The organism is Chromatiales bacterium 21-64-14 (genome assembly GCA_002255365.1).
Classification (GTDB): domain Bacteria; phylum Pseudomonadota; class Gammaproteobacteria; order 21-64-14; family 21-64-14; genus 21-64-14.
This window is the reverse complement of the sequence record NCBI01000018.1, coordinates 16,480-38,178: the sequence shown is the minus strand read 5'-3', so window position 1 is coordinate 38,178 and position 21,699 is coordinate 16,480. Positions and strand designations below refer to the sequence as shown.

Sequence of the window (21,699 nt, the reverse complement as noted above, 5' to 3'; positions counted from 1 at the left end):
GCACCGCCCGGCGCGATTGTTGGCCGTGGCCCACGGTCATGAACGAACCGCGCGCCATCGCACTGGACGCCCTTGGGGGTGACCACGGTTCGGACGTGGTTATCCCCGCGGCTTTGCAGGTGCTGCGGGAGTTTCCGCAGTTGCGTCTGATTCTGGTTGGTGACCGGAGCGTCATCGACGCATCCCTGGCCAAGGTCGGCGGGCGTGCCGGGGATCGCCTGGAGATCCACCATGCCTCTGAGCGGGTGGAGATGGATGATCCACCCTCCCACGCCCTGCGCATGAAAAAGGACTCGTCCATGCGCGTGGCGATCAACTTGGTGAAAGAAGGGCGCGCAGATGCCTGTGTCAGCGCCGGCAATACCGGCGCGCTGATGGCCATTTCGCGTTTCGTGTTGAAGACCCTGCCTGGAGTGGATCGCCCTGCGATCATATCCGCATTGCCTTCCATCACCGGACATACCTACGTCCTCGACCTCGGGGCCAACGTGGATTGCACCGCTCAACAGTTGTTCCAGTTCGCGGTCATGGGCTCGGTCCTGGTCAGCGCGGTGGACAACAACACTCTCCCACGGGTAGGTCTGCTCAATGTGGGCGAGGAGGAGATCAAGGGCAACGAACAGGTTAAGGAAGCCGCGGCCCTGCTGTCCATGAGCCCGCTGAATTACATCGGTTTCGTCGAGGGGGACGACGTCTATACCGGCGGCGTGGACGTAGTGGTGTGTGACGGGTTCGTGGGCAATGTCGCGCTCAAGACCAGCGAAGGTGTCGCCAAGTTCATCGCGCATCACGTCAAGCGGGAGTTCTCGCGCAATCTCCTGACCCGTGTCGCTGCCCTTGCCGCTTTTCCAGTGCTGCGTGCGCTGCGGGCGAAGATTGACGCACGGCGTTACAACGGGGCGAGTCTGTTGGGCCTTCAGGGAATCGTCATCAAGAGCCACGGCGGCGCGGACGCCTTTGCTTTCGCCAACGCTATCCGGATCGCGGTCCTCGAGGTCGAGAAGGCGGTGCCTGAGAAGATCCGGGACCGGCTCGAAACCCTCCTGGCGGAAAGGCGGGCAGGTTGACCTACACGCGCATCACGGGCACCGGCGGGTACCTGCCGGAAAAAGTTCTGACCAATCTCGACCTGGAAAAGATGGTCGACACCTCGGATGCGTGGATTCAGGACCGCACCGGCATACGCGAACGTCATATCGCGGCAGAAACCGAAACCACCTGCGACCTGGCGGAGGCCGCGGCGCGGCGTGCGCTGCAGGCGGCGGGGCTCGAACCCGGGGCCGTCGACCTGATAATCGTCGCGACCACCACGCCGAACCGGGTGTTTCCGAGCACCGCCTGTCTGCTCCAGCAGCGTCTCGGCATCCACGGTTGTCCGGCCTTCGACGTACAGGCGGTATGCACCGGTTTTGTCTATGCACTGGCGGTGGCGGACAAATTCATCCGCACCGGGAGCGCGCGCTGCGCCCTGGTGGTGGGGGCGGAAACGCTGTCGCGGATTCTCGATTGGAAGGACCGCTCGACCTGTGTGCTGTTCGGCGACGGGGCCGGTGCCGTGGTGTTGCAATCCAGCGATACGCCGGGTGTCCTATCCACGCATCTGCACGCCGATGGCCACTATGAACACCTGTTGACGGTCCCCGCCGGGGTCTCGGAGAACCGGGCGCAGTTCTGGGACGGGAGCGCGAACATTCAGATGAAGGGCAACGAAGTGTTCCGCATGGCTGTCAATACCCTGGGACGCATCGTTACCGAGGTGCTGCACGCCAACCATCTGCGCAAGTCCGATGTGGACTGGCTCATCCCGCACCAAGCCAATATCCGGATCATCGCAGCCACCGCCCGCAAGCTCAACTTGCCCATGGAACGGGTGGTGGTCACCGTGGACACCCATGGCAATACCTCGGCGGCGTCGATCCCGCTCGCCCTGGACGTGGCGGTGCGCGACGGCCGCATCCAGCCCGGGGCCACCATCCTGATGGAGGCCTTCGGGGGCGGGTTTACCTGGGGTGCCGCGCTGATGCGCTACTGAGTGCATAGCCGGCGGACGAATCTATAACATAGATAATTAAATTCATTTATTACACGCGCTTATTGATGCTTCAAATGGAAATGACGACGTCGATTACCCTGGCTATGGTATTCCCCGGGCAGGGTTCCCAATCGGTGGGCATGCTGGCGTCGCTGGCGATGGCCGATCCGCACGTGCGAGCGACCTTTGCGGAGGCATCCGAGGCCTTGGGCGAGGACCTCTGGGCCCTGGTAAGCAGCGGACCCGAAGCGCGTCTGAACCAGACCGAATGCACACAGCCTGCCATGCTCACGGCCGGTGTGGCGGTATGGCGGGCGTGGCGCGCCGCTGGGGGCCCGGCACCGGCGCGGCTGGCGGGCCACAGTCTGGGAGAATACACGGCGCTGGTGTGCGCCGGCGCCCTGGATTTCGCGCCAGCGGTCCGGATCACCCGTTTGCGCGGTCAGTTGATGCAGGCGGCGGTTGCCCCGGGCGCGGGCGCAATGGCCGCGATCCTTGGGCTGGAGGATGACGCGGTGCGCGCCTTGTGCACGGCGGCAGCCGCCGGCCAAGTGGTCGCGGCGGCGAACTTCAACGCGCCCGGCCAGGTGGTGATCGCGGGGCACGCCGAGGCGGTGGCGCGCGCCGTGGAATTGGCGCGCGGTGCCGGCGCGCGCCGGGTGGTACCGTTGCCGGTCAGCGTACCATCGCATTGCGCCCTCATGGGACCCGCAGCCGAGCGCTTGGCGGCGGAGCTGGAGCGCGCCGACGTGCGGAGCCCGAGCATCCCCGTGGTGCAAAACGCCGATGCCGCCACCCATGACACGCCCGCGGAGATTCGGGCGGCACTGGTGCGCCAGCTGGACCATCCGGTACGTTGGGTGGAGACGGTGCGCGACTTGGCGCAGCGCGGATGCACCACATTGCTGGAATGTGGGCCGGGCAAGGTACTGTCGGGCCTGAATCGGCGTATCGACAAGCGCTTGGACGTGCGTTGTATCGAGGATCCGGAGGGCCTCTCTGAGGCGCTGCGGTCCTTGGGCGCGGGGTAGCCGTGCGGGCTGCCCGTGCGCCGGGTGCGGCCACACCACTACGTAGCGGGGGAGGACAATCGGATGGGATCCTTGGAAGGCGAGATCGCGTTGGTCACCGGCGCGAGCCGCGGGATCGGTCAGGCGATCGCCCTGGAGCTGGCGCGCGCGGGCGCGCGGGTCATCGGCACCGCCACTACCGAGGCGGGCGCCGCGGGTATTGCCGCGTGGCTCCAGACCCAGGGGTTCGCCGGGGAGGGCAGGGTGTTGGACGCCGCGGATCCGGCTTCCATCGAAGCCCTGATGGGCGGACTGTCCAGCGAGATGGGCGGCCCAACGATCCTGGTGAACAACGCGGGCATCACGCGCGACAATCTGCTGATGCGTATGAAAGACGCGGAGTGGGCGAGCGTTATCGACGTGAATCTCGGCGCCGTGTTCCGGCTGAGCAAGGCCTGTCTGCGCGGGATGATGAAGGCCCGCAAGGGCCGGGTCATCAACATCACCTCGGTGGTGGCCTTGACCGGAAACCCAGGCCAAGCCAATTACGCGGCCGCCAAGGCCGGGATCATCGGGTTCACCAAATCCCTGGCGCGGGAGGTGGGATCTCGGGGCATTACGATAAACGCGGTAGCTCCGGGCTTCATCGATACCGATATGACCCGCGCACTACCCGAGGCGCAGCGCGATGTACTGTTGGAGCGCATCCCCCTCCAGCGGCTGGGCACCGCCACGGAAGTGGCGCAGGCGGTGGCATTCCTGGCCTCCCCTGCGGCGGCCTACATCACCGGGGAGACCCTGCACGTGAACGGAGGCATGTATATGTCGTGACCGGGGTGCGGTCCGTGGCCGCTGGCCGGCAGTATGACGCTTCAGTTAACTAGCTACCGCATATAGCTTTTCGTTGGATTTTTTCCGGCGCGGTGATTACTGGCTTGACAGCAGCCGTTTTGTCTTTACATTTGTGGAACACGCGGTATGAATTCACTACAATACCGCACGCATTTCCATTTCAGTGTGGGAGGTTAGATCGCTCATGAGCAGTGTCGCAGAACGCGTCCAGAAGATCGTTATAGAGCAATTGGGCGTCAAAGATGAAGAGGTGACGCCCGACGCGTCGTTCGTCGACGATCTCGGTGCCGACTCCTTGGATACCGTGGAGTTGGTGATGGCACTGGAGGAGGAGTTCGAGTGCGAGATCCCCGACGAAGAGGCGGAGAAGATCACCACCGTCCAGCAGGCTGTCGAGTACATCAATACGCATATCGGCTGATCCGCTGGATCGACCGACCGGGCCGCGTGATCCACTGTAGGGGTGGCTGCGGCCTGTTGTTTTTTTGGCCCCAGGCGAGAACCGGATCGCACCGGCGCGAGAGGATGGCTTCTTGATCGGCAGACGTGTGGTGATTACCGGGCTTGGTATCGTTTCGCCCGTGGGCAACAGCGTGCCGCAGGCCTGGGATAACATCCTCGCCGGGCGCAGCGGTATCGGCCCGATCACCCACTTCGACGTTACCGATTTCCCGGTCCGGTTCGGGGGATCGGTGCGTGACTTCGATCCGGCCCGCTACCTCTCTCCGAAGGAGGTCAAGAAGTCCGACCCCTTTATCCACTATGGCATCGCCGCCGCCATGCAGGCCGTTGAGGATGCCGGTCTGACCGTGACGGAGGCCAACGCCGAGCGCATCGGGGTCGCGATCGGGTCTGGAATCGGCGGCCTAAGCTGGATCGAGCGGGGCTATAGATCCTACCTGGATGGCGGGCCGCGCAAGATTTCCCCGTTCTTCGTTCCCGGCAGCATCATCAACATGGTCGCTGGCGACCTGTCGATTCTGCTGGGGATCCAGGGCCCCAATCTCTCCATCGTGTCCGCGTGCACGACGGGGACCCATAACATCGGTGAAGCGGCCCGTATCATCGCCTATGGCGACGCTGATGTGATGGTCGCGGGCGGCACCGAGATGGCCACCACACCCACTGGCCTGGGCGGTTTCGCCGCCTCCCGCGCACTGTCCACCCGCAATGACGACCCCGCCACCGCGAGCCGTCCCTGGGACAAGGATCGCGACGGGTTTGTTCTGAGTGACGGGGCCGGAGTCCTGGTCTTGGAGGAATACGAATTCGCGCGGCGGCGCGGCGCACGCATCTACGCGGAGGTGGCCGGCTATGGTATGAGTGGCGACGCCTACCATATGACCCAACCCTGCGAGGGCGGGGCGGGTGCGCGCCGTTGCATGCGCAACGCGTTGCGCGACGCCGGCCTGGAGCCGGACGCGGTGGACTACGTCAATGCCCACGGCACCTCCACTCCAGTCGGCGATAAGGCGGAGTGCGACGCCATCAAAGGCGCGTTCGGAGATCACGCTTACCGTCTCGCGGTGAGTTCCACCAAATCCATGACCGGTCACCCGCTGGGCGCCGCCGGGGGCATCGAGGCGGTGTTCATCGCGCTCGCCATCCGTGACCAAGTGGCTCCTCCTACCATCAACCAGTTCACGCCGGATCCGGAGTGCGACCTGGACTTCGTTCCGGGTAGCGCCCGCGCGATGAAGATCGATGTGGCCCTGTCGAACTCCTTCGGGTTCGGCGGTACCAACGCCACGCTGCTGCTGCGCGCCTTGCGTTAGTGTAGGGTCTTACGCTTGGAGGCCGATCCGGCGTTCGCCCAACGTGTCTGGTCAAGGCCCACGGAGCTGGCGTCAGGCCGGGGACGGCCACGACCAGGGGCGATGACGTGATTTTGGTTAACGGGCGTGAAACCGACCAGCTGCCGGTGGCGGACCGGGGCCTGCAGTACGGAGACGGGCTGTTTGAGACCCTCATGGTCCGGGATGCCCGCCCACTGCATTGGGAACGGCATCTGGCCCGCCTGACGGCCGATTGCACGCGCCTCGCCATTCCCGCGCCGGACCCCGATCGCCTGCGCCGGGAAGCGGCCCAGGTCTGCCAGGACGCGGCTGCGGGCACCCTCAAGATCCTCGTGACCCGGGGGGCCGGGGAGCGCGGCTACCGGCCGCCGCCCCCATCCGCCGGGGTGCAAGCCACCCGGATCCTGGCGCTGTATCCGGCACCGGCGTATCCGGAGGCCCATCGACGGGAGGGAGTGGTGACGCGGATCTGCGCGACCCGGCTCGGGATCAACCCCGCCCTGGCCGGGATCAAGCATCTCAACCGGTTGGAACAGGTGTTGGCGCGGGCCGAGTGGGACGACCCCGCGATCCCGGAAGGGCTGATGCTGGACCTGCACGGGCGCGTGGTCGAGGGGACCATGAGCAATCTGTTCCTGGTGCGCGACGGGACGCTGATCACGCCGGATCTCGCGCGCTGCGGAGTGGCGGGGGTGGTGCGAGCGATAATCCTGGAGCAGGCCGCCGCGCGGGGGATCCCGTGTCAGGTCCGGGACGTGGCAGCAGAGGAACTTACCGGCGCCGAGGAGATCTTTCTGTGTAACAGCCTGATTGGGATCTGGCCGGTGTGCCGGATCGACCGCCACACCTATACCAGCAGGAGCCTGACCTTGCGCCTAGCCGAGTGGCTGACCCTCGTGTAGTGTTTCACGCTTGGAGCCTGACCCTGCGTACTCTGCTCTACAAGTTGCTCGGACTCACCATCCTGCTAGGCAGCTTTGTCTTCGGATGGACCTACCTGGGGTACCAGGAGTTCGTGGACTCGCCTCTCCACTTGGAAGGACGGCCGCTGCCCTACGTATTGGACAAGGGAACGTCGCTGCACCAGTTGGCCGACGATTTGACACGGCGCGGGGTTATCCACCATCCGTCCTATCTGGTCTGGCTGGGGCGGCGCATGGGAATTTCCCAGCGGCTGCAGGCCGGGCAATACGAATTCCAGGCCGACACCACGCCCCGGGAACTGCTGTCCCGGATCGCCGCGGGCAAGGTACTGCAATATACGCTGACGCTGGTGGAAGGATGGACGTTCCGGGAGGTCATGGAGGCCATTGAGGCCCATGATAGCTTGGTCCACACGCTTGCGGGCCTCAGCGACGCGCAGATCATGGCACGGCTCGGACATCCGGGACAAAATCCGGAAGGAAGGTTCTTCCCGGACACCTATTTCTATCCGCGCGGGACCACCGATCTGCAATTTCTCCAGCGCGCGTATCAGACCATGACGCTCCGCCTGGATACAGAGTGGCGCCGCCGCGCACCGGGTCTGCCTCTGAACACGCCGTATCAGGCCCTGATCCTGGCCTCCATCGTGGAGAAGGAGACCGCGGTCCCCGCCGAACGTGCCGAGATCGCCGGGGTCTATGAACGCCGCTTGGCGCTAGGCATGCGGCTGCAGGCGGATCCAACCGTCATCTATGGCCTGGGATCCGCCTTCGACGGGAACTTGCGCGTCCGCGACCTGCGTCACGAGACCCCGTACAATACCTACCGCAACAAGGGACTGCCGCCCACCCCCATCGCCACGCCGGGACTGGCCTCGATCCATGCGGTGCTGCACCCGGACCCGGGCAAGGCCTTGTACTTCGTGGCGCGGGGCGACGGCACCCATGTATTCTCGGAGACCCTGGCGGAGCAGGACCGGGCGGTGGACCGTTTTCAACTCCATCGCGCCCCGAAGCGCCCGAGCCCTCGATCCGCCGCCACTTCGGAGCACTGATGCAGGGCAGATTCATTACCGTGGAAGGCACGGAGGGTGTGGGTAAATCCACCCACATGCCCTTCCTGGAGTCCGGATTGCGGGACCGGGGCATCGACGTGGTGGTGACCCGGGAGCCCGGGGGAACGCCGCTGGGGGAGGCCGTCCGGGCCCTGGTGCTGGATCAGCGTCACCAGGAAATGGCGCCCGATACGGAACTGCTGCTGATGTTCGCGGCGCGGGCCCAACACTTGGCCCAGGTCGTCCTTCCGGCCCTGGAGGCGGGCAGTTGGGTGCTGTGCGACCGATTTACCGATGCCACCTATGCCTACCAGGGCGGGGGGCGGGGAGTGGACCCGGCGCGTATCGTGGAACTGGAGCGGTTCGTGCAGGGGGATCTGCGCCCAGATCTCACTCTGCTCCTGGACGCCCCGGTGGAGATCGGTCTGGAACGCGCTGGGCGCCGTGGGCCCGCGGATCGGTTCGAGCGGGAGACGCTGGATTTCTTCCAGCGGGTCCGGGCGGCCTACCGCCAACGGGCGGCGACGCTGGGCCGTTACCGGGTGATCGACGCGGCGCGGCCGCTGGAGGCGGTACGGGAGGCACTGGCTCAAGTTCTCGAGGCATACTGTCGAAGCAATGGCCGCTAGCATTGATTGCAGCGGAGTAACGTGGTTGTTGGAGCAGCAGCCCGTGGCATGCTACTGGAACTCAGATCGGAAGCCGATGCCATGCTGCCCTGGTTGAATGCACCCTGGCGCGAGCTGCAACGACGCCGCGCGAACGCAACCTTGCCGCACGCACTGTTGTTGGGTGGACCGCGCGGCCTCGGCAAGGCGCGCTTTGCTGAAGCATGGGCCCGCAGTCTGTTGTGTGGTCACCCGGATAGCGAAGGAAACGCCTGTGGCGTCTGCGCTGCCTGTCGGCAGGCGGCGGCAGGGACCCACCCCGACCTGCGCCAGCTTGCGCCGGAAGGGGGCAAGTCCATCGCGGTGGATGCGGTGCGCGGGTTGGCGGAATTCCTGTCCCTGATGAGCCAATATGGGGGTGCGAAGGTGGCCCTGATCGCGCCCGCGGACCGCATGACCATGGGGGCGGCGAATGCCTTGCTGAAGACGCTGGAGGAGCCCCCAGCGGGCAGCTTGCTGCTGCTGAGCAGCGACCGCGCGGGGCTGCTGCCTGCCACGGTACGCAGCCGTTGCCAGCGCATTACCTTCACGGTACCGCCACGGGATCAGGCCCTGGCGTGGCTCGCCCCACAAGTCCCGGCCGGCGACGCTGAGTTGCTGCTTGCGCTTGCGGCGGGTGCGCCACTGACCGCGCTGGAGTTGGCAGCCCCGGGCGTCTCGGAGAGCCGCGCGGACCTGTGGGCCGAGTTCGAGGCGGTGGCGGCGGGGCGCATGGACCCGGTATTGGCGGCGGAGCGATGCAAGGAGCGCGGCGGCAACGGCTGCCTGCAGTGGATGTCGACGTGGGTGATGGATATGATACGCTTGCAATGGGGAGTGCAGGCGCGCAACACCGACCTGCGCGGGGGGCTCGAACGGCTTGCGCGGGCCTGTGGACGGCGTCGCCTATTCGGTTATCTGGACCGGTTGACCGGCGGTCTGCGGAATCTGGAGGGATCGGCCAACCCCCAGCTGGTGCTGGAGGATCTGCTGATCGGTTGGGCGGAGTTGACCGCGACCCGGCGCGGATCCTGAATCAGAGCGACACGTCGTCATGGCTGAACCCAAGCCTCAACGGACCCATCAGCGTCAGGGCATCCTGTCTCTTACCATCAAGGACAAGAGCGCCCTGTACGCGGCCTATATGCCCTATGTAAAGGGCGGCGGCCTGTTCATCCCGACCGGTAAACAGTATCAGCTCGGCGACGAGTTGTTCATTCTGTTGTCCCTGATGGACGAGCCGGAAAAGATTCCCATCGTGGGCCGTGTGGTGTGGATCACACCCAAGGGCGCCCAGGGCAACCGGCCGGCGGGCATCGGTATCCAGTTCAGCGACAAGGATGCCGGGGTCGCGCGCAAGAAGATCGAGACCTACTTGGCCGGCGCTCTGGAGTCGGAGCGCCCCACCCATACCATGTGAGCCTGGGAGTGCGCCGCCGCGGCGGTGGTCCTGCGCATTCCGGAACGCCCTTCATGCTCGTCGATTCCCACTGCCATCTGGACTTGCTGGATCTGCAGCAGTACGGCGGCACCCTGCAATCGGTCCTGGATTTCGCCCGTGAATCGGGGGTGACGCACATGCTGTGTGTCGCTGTGAGTCTGGAGACCTACCCGCGCATGCGCGCCCTGGTGGATCCCTTGCCCCAGGTCAGTGTATCCGTCGGTCTGCATCCGAACGAAACGGTGTCCCAGGAGCCGGACATCGATACCCTGGCAACCCTCGCCGCGGACCCACGGGTGGTGGCGGTGGGGGAGACCGGGCTCGATTACTATCGCAGTGACGGCGACCTGGAATGGCAACGGGAGCGGTTCCGGCGCCACATCGCCGCGGCGCGCCGGGTGGGCAAACCGGTGATCGTCCATAGTCGTGCGGCGCGCGCCGATACGCTGCGCATCCTGCGCGAGGAAGCCGTAGGGGATGTGGGTGGGGTCATGCATTGTTTCGCGGAGGACTGGGAAACGGCGCGCGGCGCGCTGGACCTGAACCTCCACATTTCCTTCTCTGGGATCGTCACCTTCAAGAACGCGATCCCGCTCAAGGAGGTGGCCCGGCAGGTTCCGCTGGACCGGATGCTGGTGGAGACCGATTGTCCGTACCTGGCCCCGGTGCCGTTTCGGGGACGGCCCAATCAACCCGGATACGTACGGCACGTTGCCGAGCACATCGCGGAGCTGCGGGGTGTCTCTTTGACCACCATTGCCGAATCTACCACCAGGAATTTCCAGCGACTGATCGGACGGCCCTGAGCGGGCGCGGCCCGATCACCGATAACCCTACTTTTGGCGTGAAACTTGCTTCCTATCTCGTTGGTTCCATGGGATAGGGAGGGGGACCTGGGTTGGCGGCACCGCCATCTCTGGTTCTGGCGTACGTATGGGGCGCGAACGACACTCGATTCAGCACATCCTGCACGCTGGCATCCCGTTAATGGTACTCGTTGCGGGCGCTGCCGCCGGTGGGCAATGGCTAGCCGCCGTGCGCCAATCGTTGCCGCTCGGGGTGCCGAATCTCACCACGTTTCTGGCGTTTACCGCCGCGCTTTTGGCGCTTGCAGCCTACCGGGTATGGCGTGACCCCCTGCGGCTCTGGGCCGCGCTGGGGTTGTTGATGGCCGCTGCCCTCCACGGTCTGGGCGGGGTGGGGCTCGCATGGCTGGGGGACCTTCTTAAGACCCTAGACGTTCCCCCTGTGGTCGCGCTGGCGGCTGCCCTCGCGATCGGATTCCTGCCGGCGTCCGGTTATCGAATACGCAGCGGGTGGTCCCTCCTGATAGTGGCCACTGCCATTGGTACCGCGCTGCTGGTCCTGGGGCGCTGGAGTGCCGGAACTGCGGGCGCTTCGGCGTCGTGGATAGCGGCACTACCCTTCGGGGGGATCTTGTGGATGGGGTTTCGCCGGAGGGGCTGGCGGGCCGACCGATTTCGGTATTGGTTACTGAACGCCAGCGCGTGGGCTACTGGCATCACCTTCGCAGGGTTCGCGCCCTGGCGTCCCGCGGCGGGGGTGGTGAGCACATTTCCTCCGGGGGCAGTGGATGTGATCTATGGATGCCTCATCTGGGGTGCTTGGTCGGCACTCTCGGAGGGGTCGCGCCAGCGCCGCGCTGCTACTCCGGGGGCATCCGCTGGCCCCCTGTCGGACACCATTGCCCGGCTGGTGGCGGCGTATCGGGAGGATACCCCGGCGGACGCCTTGTTTCAGGTGTGTCTCACGGCGCTCCTGGAGGCGGTGGGGGGTGGTTACGGCTTGATTGGCGAGGTACGCCACGAGCGCCAGGGACGGCCATTCTTCGCGCTGCGCGTCGTCGGAACTGGGCCGGAGATCCGTTGCGCTGAGATGGAGGTCCACGATCCGGATACTCCGATCGGCACCGTGGTCCATAGCGGGCATACCTTCATCTGCAATGATTCTTCGGCGGCTGATACCCAACCCAACGGATTGCCACCGGGGCATCCTTCGGTCCACGCCTTGCTGGTGGTCCCCCTCTACGTCGGAGATACCTTGATCGCTATTGCCGCGTTGGCCAACCGCCCGGGTGGCTACGCGCCGGAGCGCGTGGAACAGCTCCAACCTCTGTTGCAAACCTGCGCCATGTTGCTGCGGGCGTGGCAAGACGCCCACGGCCGGCGCACGGCGGAGGAGGCGGTACGCAGCAACCTAGCGGCTATGGAGGCATCCATCGACGGAATGTCCATTGTCGCGCCCGACGGGCGTTACACCTATGCGAATCGTGCGCACTGTGAACTGCACGGATACCAGACCGCCGCGGAACTCATCGGCGAATCCTGGCAGATCCTGTATGACGAGCGGGAGTTGGACCGCTTCCGGCGCGAGATCATCCCGCAGTTCATGAAACGCGACCGATGGAGAGGCGAGTGCATCGGCCGTCGTGTCGACGGTAGCACCTTCCCCCAGGAACTGTCCCTCACCGCCATGGGCCAGGGCGGAATGGTATGCGTGGTGCGTGACATTACCGAACGCAAGATCGCCGAAGGACGTATCCACCACCTTGCTCACTACGACGCCCTCACCGGACTTCCCAATCGTCGTTTGCTTCAGGAACGGCTCGGGCAGGCCGTGGCGCAGACCCGCAGGGCCGGGCGCATGCTTGCTGTATTGTTCGTCGATTTGGACCATTTCAAACCCATCAACGATTCTTTGGGCCACGATGCGGGAGACGAATTGCTGAAGATCGTCTCTGGACGTCTGACGGAAGCGGTGCGCGAAAGCGACATCGTCGCGCGTCTAGGCGGGGACGAATTCATCGTGGCACTGACCAACCTCGCCCGGGAACAGGACGCGGTGATGGTTGCCGAAAAGGTGCGCGGTATATTGAGGCAGCCGGTAGCCTTGGGTCAAGCCCAGGAGGGTGTGGAGGTTTCCTGCAGTATCGGCATCAGCATGTATCCCACGGATGGGACGGAGATCGATGTGCTGCTGCGCAAGTCCGATGCTGCCATGTACCGTGCCAAGGCCCGGGGGCGCGACGGCTACATCTTCCACGGCCAGGCCGTGAACGCGCGCATGAGCGAACGCCTGCACCTGGAACGGGCGCTGCGCCGCGCCCTGGATCAAGATGAGTTCATCCTGCATTTTCAGCCGGTCATGGATTTGGTCCATGATCGGGTCATGTGCGTGGAGGCACTGCTGCGTTGGCGCAATCCGGACCTCGGTGTCGTATTCCCGTCAAATTTCATTCCCTATGCCGAAGAGTGTGGTCTGATCGTACCCATCGGTCGGTGGGTGCTGGAACAGGCCTGCGTCCATGCACGCGCCCTCGCGGCGCTCGGGTCCGGCGACCGGTATCTGTCCATCAACTTGTCGCAGCGCCAATTTCGTGACCCGGCACTGGTCGAGACCCTGATTGAAACCTTGAAGCAAGCGGATACGGATCCACGATCGTTGGCGCTGGAGTTCGCCGAACTGACCCTTACGGACCGGGTAGATCCAAACCTGGGCGATACCTTGAAGTCCCTGAGCGAACTCGGTATACGGATCTGCGTGGACAATTACGGGATCAGCGGTGTCTCGCCGCTGCAACTCAAGCGCTATCCTCTGCACGCACTGAAGATCGACCGTTCCCTGGTCCAGGAACTGCCGACAAACCTGGATTGCGCACAGCTAACGGCAGCCATCATTGCCATGTCCCGGACTCTGGGCATACGCGTCATGGCGGGGGGTGTGGAAACCGCGGAACAACTGTCATTTTTGCGCGCGCAGCGTTGTGACGCGGCGCAGGGTATCCACGTGAGCGGGCCAATGCCCTGGGAGGAGTGCCTGACATGGTTGGAGAAACACCAATGCCCATCCGCCGCCGCGCGGGTTGGCTAGGGCACTCCGGGGACACGCCGACACCCGCCGCAATCGAACGCTGCCACGCTGCGCGCATCGCCGGACGACATGTCGGCCGTGACGCGGTCTGTGTTACATGACAACGGACCGCGGCATCGGTCCGCCCGATTCATCCCGTGCCTTGCCCCACGCAGCGGAGACGGGGAGCGTGCCAGTGCTGACGCCGGGCGGGCTGTATGGCCGCTTACTGGTCCACCTCCAGCAGGGAACCTTGGCGATCCACACTCTACCGGGCGTGGCCCTGGAAGTCCTCCAGGCCTTGCACGGCGGGGAAGACAGCGTGACCAAGATCGCCAGACTGGTGGGGCTCGACGTGGCTCTTACCGCTCACCTGATCCGGGTTGCCAACAGCCCCCGGTACCGCCCAATGACTCCGGTGACGACCGTCCGCGGGGCCGTCACACGACTGGGCAGTGGCGTCGTACGCAATTTGGTCAATACTTTTTCGCTACGCCAGCTCTTTCGGGCCCGGGGCTCGGTACTGAACCGGTTGATGCAGGTCTACTGGGTTCACAGTACCCGGGTCGCCGCCGCGAGCTACTGGTTGGCTAAGGAATGTTCGCGGCTCGCCCCGGACCAAGCGCTCTTCGATGGCCTCGGCCACAACATCGGGGTGGTTCCGTTGCTGTCCGAATTGGAATCCCAGCCGGGAATCGAACGTCATCCGGAGTGGGTTTCGACACTGATCCAGCGTCTCTACACCCATGCCGGTGCAAAGGTCCTGGCCACCTGGGGCTTCGAACAGGAGCGGGTCAGCGTGGCCCGTGATCACTTGGATTTTTCCCGTGATACCGGGCCGCGACCGGACTATACCGATGTGGTGATGATTGCGAATCTGCATGTAAATCTGGAGCGCGGCTGCACTCTCAAAGCGCCGCACTGGAGCCGGATTCCTGCATTTGCAAAATTCGGTTTGGAGCCCGCGAAGCTGGTGAAACGCTTGGTCGAGGCCGGCGCGGCGATAGACGAAATCGAGGCGCTGTTCTTTCCCGCGGCATCCACATCACCGCCATGACCCCTGACGCCATAGTGCCGGCTGGCGCGAAGGGACCCCACGTGCATTGGTTCTATATTAAACCACGCTATCCGGCGATCATCCGTTCGTTCGTAAACAGGGAGTATTCATAAATCACAAATTTAGCCGAAACACTCCGTCGCATTAGGAGTGCGCGTACTTGTCGGAACGCCAGGGACGCACTGCCCGACGCGTCCGAGGGGAGAGCGGAATCACGCCCGGGCGCAATCCGACCGCTGGCGATCAGTGCCGTGTTGGAGGAATGTGCGTGGGTAAACTTTCCGTTCGGCGCCGCGCCCAAACCCCCGCACGATCCACCAGTTTACCCAGCAGCGCCAGATTCGCCTATTGGATGAATATTGCGTGTCGGAAACGTTGACACTAGAACCGATCTCAAAATCGCAGATCGGGCGTTCAGGCAAGGCGTGGGCTCCGCGAGGAGCGTCGTTTACACCCAGTAAATGAGCACCGCAGCAGGGTCCGCAACGCCGCATGGGCGACCGAGATGCATTTTGAGATAGGTTCTATTAATCGAACGGGTGCGTCACAGGTATTGACATGTCGGTACGATGGGCTTTCCATTCTTTTGTGATAGCGCCGTTCTCCGTCGCTATGGATGGAAGAGGGCAGGGCTCGTGGATCGCATATCCCTGTCCGTAGTGCACGCCTATTCTGGACAGCACATCATGGATGTCGGGGTTCTCGACATATTCGGCAATGGTACTAATGCCCATGTCCCGCGCTATCTCCTGAATTGCGCATACGATGGATTTATCAACAGAGTTGACGGCAATACCCCTGATCAATGATCCGTCGATCTTCAAGTAGTCAACCGGGAGAGATTTCAAGTAGGAAAGGGATGACATCCCGCTACCGAAATCATCAAGCGCAAACCGGCACCCTTGTTCCTTTAATTGATGTACCACATGTGACGCGCGCTTGAGATTCTGTATGGCGACCGTTTCGGTAATTTCAAAACACAGTCTTTCCGGTGGCACCCCATGGGCATCGATCTTCCGTTGTAGAAAGTGCGGGAACTGCCGGTCGTTCAAGCTCGCCCCGGACAGATTCACGAAGCATAGGGGTTCCAGATCGTTCCCCGTGCGCGTATGTCCAAAACCGATATCGTCAGCCACAGAACGCAAAACTTGCTCTACCACCCAGCGGTCTACCGCAGGCATCAAGTTGTAACGTTCAGCCGCTGGCATAAAAATATTGGGTCGGATGATCGAGCCATTCTGACCACGTAGGCGCAAAAGGATCTCATGGAACGGACCCAGGTTTGGGTCCGCGCCAATCGGGACGATCCGTTGGTGGTAGAGTAGAAACCGATCTTCCGAAAGGGCGCTGCAGATTCGTTCGACCCAGCGCATCTCAGTTCGTCTGCGATGACATAGTCCATGGCCCGTGTAGATTTGGATGCGCGCGCGCCCCTTGTCCTTGGCAACGTAACAGGCGGCATCAGCAGCGCCCAATATGTCTGGCACATTTGATAAACCCGGAGAGATGTGCACAACGCCGATACTGCAGCTTACCTTGAATGTTGCGCCGTTCCATCGGAATGGGCGAGTACCTATGGCGCGGAGAATGCGTCTTGCAATTCGCATGGTGTCCGTCGCGTCGTTGGACTCCAGTAGAACGCCGAATTCGTCGCCGCCTAACCGACCAAGCAGCGCCGATTGTGGAACTATGCTGAGCAATGTTTCTGCAGTGTCCCGGAGTAGAGCGTCTCCAGCGATATGCCCGCAAGTCTCGTTGACCAGCTTGAGCTGATCGAGATCCACATACAGAAGCCCGCTTTTGACTCCAACGTCCTTAGGCTGATCGACTGCACGTTTTAGTCCGCCCCAGAACTCGCTGCGGTTTGCCAATCCCGTCAGGTCATCGGTACGGGCGCGGCGCTCCAGCTCAGCCGCGACTTCGCGTTGTTTTCCGACGTCCCGCACCAGGCCGATCACCAGATCTCCGATCTCCAGCGCAACTCGGTTCATGCTGATTTCGACCCAGCGAGCAGCGCCGTTTATAGGCGCGAGCTTGCAGTCGAAGCGCGCGGGAGTTCCGGCGAGGGTTTCCTGGAGAGAGCGCAGAAATAAGTTGTGGTCCAGGACTTCGGGGAGAAACGTGGTGAAGGGGATCCGGTGACAATGGTCGGTTAGCACGTGCTCCGGAGTTGCTAGCCAATGTGACAGGCGCTGGTTTGCCACGTGAAACTTCATTTCATCACAAACGACAAAAATTCCATCATTTGCGCTGTCGATATATGCCCGCAACAGTTGCAGGTTAAGGTCATTTTCCGCCGGCTGATCCATTCGTTCCTCAATCCGGTCGGGGTTGACGAAAACCACCGGAGAGCGCATGGGCATTTGCGACGGCTAGCAAGGATCGCCGCTCAAACATGACCATTCGTATGAGCCTACCCTTTGCGCCCGCAATAAGGAAAGGCTGCGATGCGCACAGAGCGACGTGACTGGGTTATCGGCGGTGACCAGAACTACTTTAGCGCCACGGTAATCGGCGCGGGATAGGCGTTAGTTACAACATGAGGTATAACTAATTGTATATTGATTTAACGGTAGTTTATTTATAACAGCTGCACAAGAGATTCGAGAATTTGCTGCGGTGGTGGCGCAGTCGCCAATCGCGGTCATGGTATCAACGATGCCGCGCTATCCCGCGTGTGGGACGGATCGGTAATTCCGGGGACATTGCCTAACCGCCTAGGAGCGGGTTGCGCGGGACCGCCGGTGCGGCCGTCCCGCGCAACGCCAGCTCCAAGGGGTGGGTCAATGGGGGCGCGCTGGATTCGGGGGCACCTTCGTTTGTTCCGTAGAGATTTTAACGCCACTGCGTTTCAGCATATATACGATAGCGGCTCGCAGCTCGCCGTCGGTACAGCTCAGGCACCCTCCACGCGGCGGCATGAACTCCTTGCGGTAGCCGTGGATGGCATGGTCCAACAGGACATCCATACCTTGCTGTGCCCGCTGGCCCCAGTCCCGCCGGTCTCCTGGAACCGGGGCGCCAAAGGAGTTCTTTGCATGACAACCGGCGCAACGATATTCGTAGACCGACTCTCCACTGCGCGGCGATCCTGCGTGTGGTGCCGGTTTCCGGTAAACTTCACTCGAGAATCCCGTAGTCCCTTCCGATGCGTAGCCGACGAATGTCGCCGACAGCAGTGTGCCGGTCAGTATCCAACGTAGCGCGCCCACCGGATCAGCACCAGGGCTTTCCGGGCTTATCGCCCGGGGGACGTCCCAACCCCTTCTGTTTAAGGGCGTCAGCAAGACTACCTTGCTCCGTAAAGATGGGAGCAACCGCATTTTTGGACGCGGTGTCTTCCATCTGAATGTCACGTAGCTGCACATTAGTGGCATTGGAAAGAAATTTCTGAGTAAATTCCAGAGCTTTAGCTGCGAGCGTCCGCTGGCACACGGGTGCTGCGGGTGTATCTTGAGGCACCTCGACGTCACGTAGTGTAACGCGGAAGGTCTTCGAGTATCCGGTCCAGACATTGGTACTCAACACGACAATGTTCGCGGACTCCACAGATACCACCTTCGCGGGATACACACCAGGATAGGCTAGGAAGAGTGCCGCGCTCGCATCAGAAAACAGCAGGAGCAGCGCCGCTGCTGTAATCAGTTTTCTCATCGCCGTAATACGGTTCTTTAACATGCCTTATCTCCGATTTAGAATATTTGTTGAGTCTGCCCTTCAAACTGATCCGCGTCAGATAAATTTCCCATGGAAATTCCAATTTCTATCGCGTTAGCCCCAAGCTGCGCTACATACCGAGATACGTCCTGCAATTTCTATGCGGCCTACAAGCGTGAACTCTGCACTTTCGTAGCATTTTCGTAGGATTTGTGACTATCGGCGCGTCGATTTCGTGGACGGTCGATATCTTCTTCTCTGCCAGAGATAATACATCGACGGAATCAATGCCATCGATACCAGCGGCGCAGTGACCATTCCGCCTACCATGGGCGCAGCGATGCGGCGCATGACTTCCGATCCGGTACCCCCGCCAAACATGATAGGCATTAATCCTGCGATGATGACCGCTGCGGTCATCGCCTTGGGCCGTACTCGGAGTAGGGCGCCCTCCATAATCGCCCCGCGCAGCTCCGCCTCCGTTGTTGGAGCGCGTCGCCTGACCGCATCGCGTAGATAGATCATCATCACTACCCCGAATTCAGCGGCGACGCCTGCCAACGCGATAAATCCTACGGCGACCGCTACCGATAGATGGTAACCCAACAACCACAGCAACCATGTGCCTCCGACCAACGCGAACGGCACAGAGAACATAATCATGGACGTTTCAATCAGGCTTCCGGAACTGATATAGAGCAGTATGAAAATTATGAACAAGGTCAACGGGATGATATATGCCAAGCGATGTTCGGCGCGTTCGAGGTACTGATACTGCCCGACCCAGGATATCGTATAGCCTGGCGGCAATCTTAATTGCTTCTCAAGAACACGCCTGGCCTTTTGAACATAAGAGCCAATGTCGCGGTCGTCCGTGGTGACGTATACCCAGCCATTGAGTCGGGCGTCTTCGCTTTTTATCATAGGAGGCCCAGCTGCGACCCGGACATCCGCAACATCCTGTAGCTGAATATGTGTATCCTCAGTCGCGATCAAGGGAAGTTCCCGGATTTTCGTGATCGAGTCACGCAGTTCCCGTGGATAACGCAGGTTAATGGGGTATCGCTCACGTCCCTCAACGGTATTCGTCACATCGACGCCACCGATTGCGATGTTGGCTGAATCTTCGATATCGCCGACGCTTAGACCAAAATGTGCGGCGGCGTACCGGTCAATATCCACATTAATATAACGCGCGCCAGTCGACCGATCTGCGAACGCGGAACGAGTGCCTGGGACTTCATACAGGATCGATTCAATGCGTTTTCCGAGTTTCTCTATACCCGCAAGGGCCGGTCCCGATATCTTGATCCCTACTGGCGTGTTGATTCCGGTGGACTGCATATCGATCCGAGTCCGAATCGGCATCAGCCAAGCGTTGTGCAGGCTCGGAATTTGGATCCGACGATCGAGTTCCTGTGCCAGTTTCGCCATGGTCATCCCAGGTCGCCAAGTCGACTTTGGCTTAAACTGGATAACGGTTTCGATCATGGTCAACGGTGATGGGTCTGTCGCGGTTTCCGCGCGGCCAATCTTCCCGAAAGCACTCTTCACCTCTGGAACGGTCTTGATCAGACGGTCGGTCTGCTGGAGTAGCCGGCGCGCCTCGCCGATCGAAATTCCCGGCAAAGTCGTTGGCATATAGAGCAGATCTCCCTCATCCATTTCTGGCATGAATTCGGTTCCTAGCCGGTTGAGTGGCCAGAATAAGGTCACGATCAATACTCCGCCCAAGGCCAGTACCTGCCAAGGATGGCACAAAGCCCGCCGGAGCCAGGGCCTATAGAACGCGATCAACCAACGATTTAGCGGGTTGGCCTCCTCGCCACGAAAACGCCCACAGATCAAATACGCCATGAGTGCAGGTACCAAGGTGACTGACAAAATTGCGGCGGCAGCCATTGCATAGGTCTTTGTGAACGCAAGTGGAGCGAACAGCCGCTCTTCCTGTCCCTCCAAGGTGAATACGGGGACGAAGCTCAGGGTGATGATTAAGAGCGAAAAAAACAGGGGGCGACCCACTTGGGTCGCAGCCTCTTGAATCGCGCGGATACGGCCTTCGGCGGAACCATCTGTGTGCTCCAGGTGCTTGTGCGCGTTTTCGATCATAACGATGGCGGCGTCCACCATAGCGCCTATCGCGATCGCAATACCTCCAAGTGACATGATATTTGCGTTGATCCCCTGGATACGCATCACTATGAAAGCCATGAGTATGCCGACTGGCAAGCTGAAAAGCATGACCAGAGAGGAGCGGGTGTGCAGCAGGAATAGGGCACAGACAATGATTACTACCAGGAACTCTTCGACCAAGTGGCGGGTGAGGGTGTTTATTCCGCTTTTTATCAAGGACGAACGATCATAGGTTTCGACAATCTGCACGCCCGGGGGAAGACTCCTTTTAAGCTCCCGCAGCTTGTTCTTGACGGCTGCGATCGTTGCGAGAGCGTTCTCGCCGGTGCGCATTACGACGATTCCCCCGACGACCTCACCTTGCCCATCGAGGTCGGCGACACCACGACGCGCCGCGGGACCGATCCGTATGCTGCGTGCCACATCGTCCAATAGCACCGAGGATATTGAGATTCTGCGGCGTAGGGTTGGTACGCTAATAAGACCAATGTCGCGAATATTCTTCGCGTAACCGTTGAATTGGACCATATATTCGGATTCTGCAAGTTCCAGCGTTGATCCGCCCATCGATTGACTCGCATCTCCGATCGCCCGCTTTACGTTCGACAAGGTCAGGTCATAGCCGCGCAATTTGTCTGGATCAACGACGACCTGATATTGTTTTACCATTCCACCAACGGTGGCAACCTCGGCGACTCCGGGTACAGTCCGAAGTTCATACTTCATGAACCAATTTTGCAGGGATGTAAGTTGGGAAATATCGCGATTCCCGGTGCGATCCACCAGTGCATATTCATATATCCAGCCTACCCCGGTGGCGTCCGGACCGAGTTTCGGCCGAATGCCTTTTGGTAATTGCCCAGATGCCTGACTCAGGTATTCCAAAACACGTGAACGTGCCCAGTACAGGTTTGTCTTATCGGAAAATATCACATAGACGTACGAGTCTCCGAAGAACGAATAGCCACGTACGCTGGTAGCCCCCGGGACTGATAACATGGCCGTTGATAAGGGGTATGTAACCTGGTCTTCGACCACTTGCGGTGCTTGCCCTGGAAAGCTCGTACGAATGATCACCTGCACATCGGACAGGTCCGGAATTGCGTCGAGGGGTATAGTCTTGACGGCATAGACACCCCAGGCGCTGATGAGGATTGCGCCAAGGAGTACCAGCAGGCGATTGCGCACAGACCAGCGGATTAGCCCGGAGATCACGCCAGCGCCCT

Annotated in this window: 17 protein-coding genes; 14 read left to right on the top strand and 3 right to left on the bottom strand. The window is 61.7% G+C overall.

What is annotated here, in order from left to right:
• The first annotated feature begins 38 nt into the window (after positions 1-38).
• The 14 genes from B7Z66_09650 to B7Z66_09585 all read left to right on the top strand — a co-directional run bounded on the left by B7Z66_09650 (position 39) and on the right by B7Z66_09585 (position 14,683).
• Positions 39-1,067: a phosphate acyltransferase gene (locus B7Z66_09650; protein ID OYV76208.1), complete on the top strand. Its 1,029-nt coding sequence runs from the start codon at positions 39-41 to the stop codon at positions 1,065-1,067.
• On the top strand, positions 1,064-2,032 hold the full coding sequence (locus B7Z66_09645) for a 3-oxoacyl-ACP synthase (protein ID OYV76207.1): 969 nt from the start codon (positions 1,064-1,066) through the stop codon (positions 2,030-2,032). The genes B7Z66_09650 and B7Z66_09645 overlap by 4 nt, the downstream gene beginning before the upstream one ends.
• Before the next feature lie 92 nt (positions 2,033-2,124).
• On the top strand, positions 2,125-3,063 hold the full coding sequence (locus B7Z66_09640) for a [acyl-carrier-protein] S-malonyltransferase (protein ID OYV76241.1): 939 nt from the start codon (positions 2,125-2,127) through the stop codon (positions 3,061-3,063).
• Between the two features lie 63 nt (positions 3,064-3,126).
• Complete coding sequence (gene fabG, locus B7Z66_09635) at positions 3,127-3,873, top strand: 3-oxoacyl-ACP reductase (protein OYV76206.1); 747 nt, start codon at positions 3,127-3,129, stop codon at positions 3,871-3,873.
• 205 nt (positions 3,874-4,078) lie between these two features.
• Positions 4,079-4,315 (top strand): acyl carrier protein, encoded by a 237-nt coding sequence (locus B7Z66_09630; protein ID OYV76205.1) that lies wholly within the window; start codon positions 4,079-4,081, stop codon positions 4,313-4,315.
• A 112-nt stretch (positions 4,316-4,427) separates the two neighbouring features.
• A complete protein-coding gene (locus B7Z66_09625) occupies positions 4,428-5,669 on the top strand; it encodes a beta-ketoacyl-[acyl-carrier-protein] synthase II (protein ID OYV76204.1) in 1,242 nt (413 codons plus the stop codon).
• Positions 5,670-5,776: 107 nt separating this feature from the next.
• Positions 5,777-6,592, top strand: coding sequence for an aminodeoxychorismate lyase (locus B7Z66_09620; protein OYV76203.1), 816 nt, complete (start codon positions 5,777-5,779; stop codon positions 6,590-6,592).
• A 32-nt stretch (positions 6,593-6,624) separates the two neighbouring features.
• Positions 6,625-7,668: an aminodeoxychorismate lyase gene (locus B7Z66_09615; GenBank protein OYV76240.1), complete on the top strand. Its 1,044-nt coding sequence runs from the start codon at positions 6,625-6,627 to the stop codon at positions 7,666-7,668.
• Complete coding sequence (locus tag B7Z66_09610; protein ID OYV76202.1) at positions 7,668-8,297, top strand: dTMP kinase; 630 nt, start codon at positions 7,668-7,670, stop codon at positions 8,295-8,297. Before B7Z66_09615 ends, B7Z66_09610 begins: the two co-directional genes overlap by 1 nt.
• A 48-nt stretch (positions 8,298-8,345) precedes the next feature.
• Positions 8,346-9,350, top strand: a complete 1,005-nt coding sequence (locus B7Z66_09605) for a DNA polymerase III subunit delta' (protein ID OYV76201.1) — start codon at positions 8,346-8,348, stop codon at positions 9,348-9,350.
• Between the two features lie 19 nt (positions 9,351-9,369).
• Positions 9,370-9,735 carry a pilus assembly protein PilZ gene (locus B7Z66_09600; GenBank protein OYV76200.1) on the top strand — a complete coding sequence of 122 codons (366 nt, stop codon included), beginning with the start codon at positions 9,370-9,372 and terminating at the stop codon, positions 9,733-9,735.
• A gap of 53 nt (positions 9,736-9,788) precedes the next feature.
• Positions 9,789-10,562 (top strand): TatD family deoxyribonuclease, encoded by a 774-nt coding sequence (locus tag B7Z66_09595; protein ID OYV76199.1) that lies wholly within the window; start codon positions 9,789-9,791, stop codon positions 10,560-10,562.
• A 127-nt stretch (positions 10,563-10,689) separates the two neighbouring features.
• Positions 10,690-13,647, top strand: a complete 2,958-nt coding sequence (locus tag B7Z66_09590; GenBank protein OYV76198.1) for a hypothetical protein — start codon at positions 10,690-10,692, stop codon at positions 13,645-13,647.
• A 97-nt stretch (positions 13,648-13,744) separates the two neighbouring features.
• Positions 13,745-14,683, top strand: coding sequence for a hypothetical protein (locus B7Z66_09585; protein ID OYV76197.1), 939 nt, complete (start codon positions 13,745-13,747; stop codon positions 14,681-14,683).
• A gap of 527 nt (positions 14,684-15,210) precedes the next feature.
• Here the strand turns inward: B7Z66_09585 and B7Z66_09580 are convergent.
• The 3 genes from B7Z66_09580 to B7Z66_09570 form a co-directional block, all read right to left on the bottom strand.
• The gene (locus B7Z66_09580) at positions 15,211-17,046 is read right to left on the bottom strand and encodes a hypothetical protein (protein OYV76196.1); all 1,836 of its coding nucleotides are present in this window, start codon (positions 17,044-17,046) and stop codon (positions 15,211-15,213) included.
• A 420-nt stretch (positions 17,047-17,466) separates the two neighbouring features.
• Positions 17,467-18,198 carry a hypothetical protein gene (locus B7Z66_09575; protein ID OYV76195.1) on the bottom strand — a complete coding sequence of 244 codons (732 nt, stop codon included), beginning with the start codon at positions 18,196-18,198 and terminating at the stop codon, positions 17,467-17,469.
• A gap of 358 nt (positions 18,199-18,556) precedes the next feature.
• Complete coding sequence (locus B7Z66_09570; GenBank protein OYV76194.1) at positions 18,557-21,688, bottom strand: CusA/CzcA family heavy metal efflux RND transporter; 3,132 nt, start codon at positions 21,686-21,688, stop codon at positions 18,557-18,559.
• Between the last annotated feature and the right edge of the window lie 11 nt (positions 21,689-21,699).

Excerpts from the sequence above, each read along its gene's own strand:
- B7Z66_09650 (OYV76208.1), top strand. The coding sequence starts at position 39 with ATGAACGAACCGCGCGCCATCGCACTGGACGCCCTTGGGGGTGACCAC.
- fabG (OYV76206.1), top strand. The coding sequence starts at position 3,127 with ATGGGATCCTTGGAAGGCGAGATCGCGTTGGTCACCGGCGCGAGCCGC.
- B7Z66_09630 (OYV76205.1), top strand. The coding sequence starts at position 4,079 with ATGAGCAGTGTCGCAGAACGCGTCCAGAAGATCGTTATAGAGCAATTG.
- B7Z66_09610 (OYV76202.1), top strand. The coding sequence starts at position 7,668 with ATGCAGGGCAGATTCATTACCGTGGAAGGCACGGAGGGTGTGGGTAAA.
- B7Z66_09605 (OYV76201.1), top strand. The coding sequence starts at position 8,346 with ATGCTACTGGAACTCAGATCGGAAGCCGATGCCATGCTGCCCTGGTTG.
- B7Z66_09600 (OYV76200.1), top strand. The coding sequence starts at position 9,370 with ATGGCTGAACCCAAGCCTCAACGGACCCATCAGCGTCAGGGCATCCTG.
- B7Z66_09595 (OYV76199.1), top strand. The coding sequence starts at position 9,789 with ATGCTCGTCGATTCCCACTGCCATCTGGACTTGCTGGATCTGCAGCAG.
- B7Z66_09590 (OYV76198.1), top strand. The coding sequence starts at position 10,690 with ATGGGGCGCGAACGACACTCGATTCAGCACATCCTGCACGCTGGCATC.
- B7Z66_09585 (OYV76197.1), top strand. The coding sequence starts at position 13,745 with ATGACAACGGACCGCGGCATCGGTCCGCCCGATTCATCCCGTGCCTTG.
- B7Z66_09580 (OYV76196.1), bottom strand. The coding sequence starts at position 17,046 with ATGCCCATGCGCTCTCCGGTGGTTTTCGTCAACCCCGACCGGATTGAG.
- B7Z66_09575 (OYV76195.1), bottom strand. The coding sequence starts at position 18,198 with ATGTCTGGACCGGATACTCGAAGACCTTCCGCGTTACACTACGTGACG.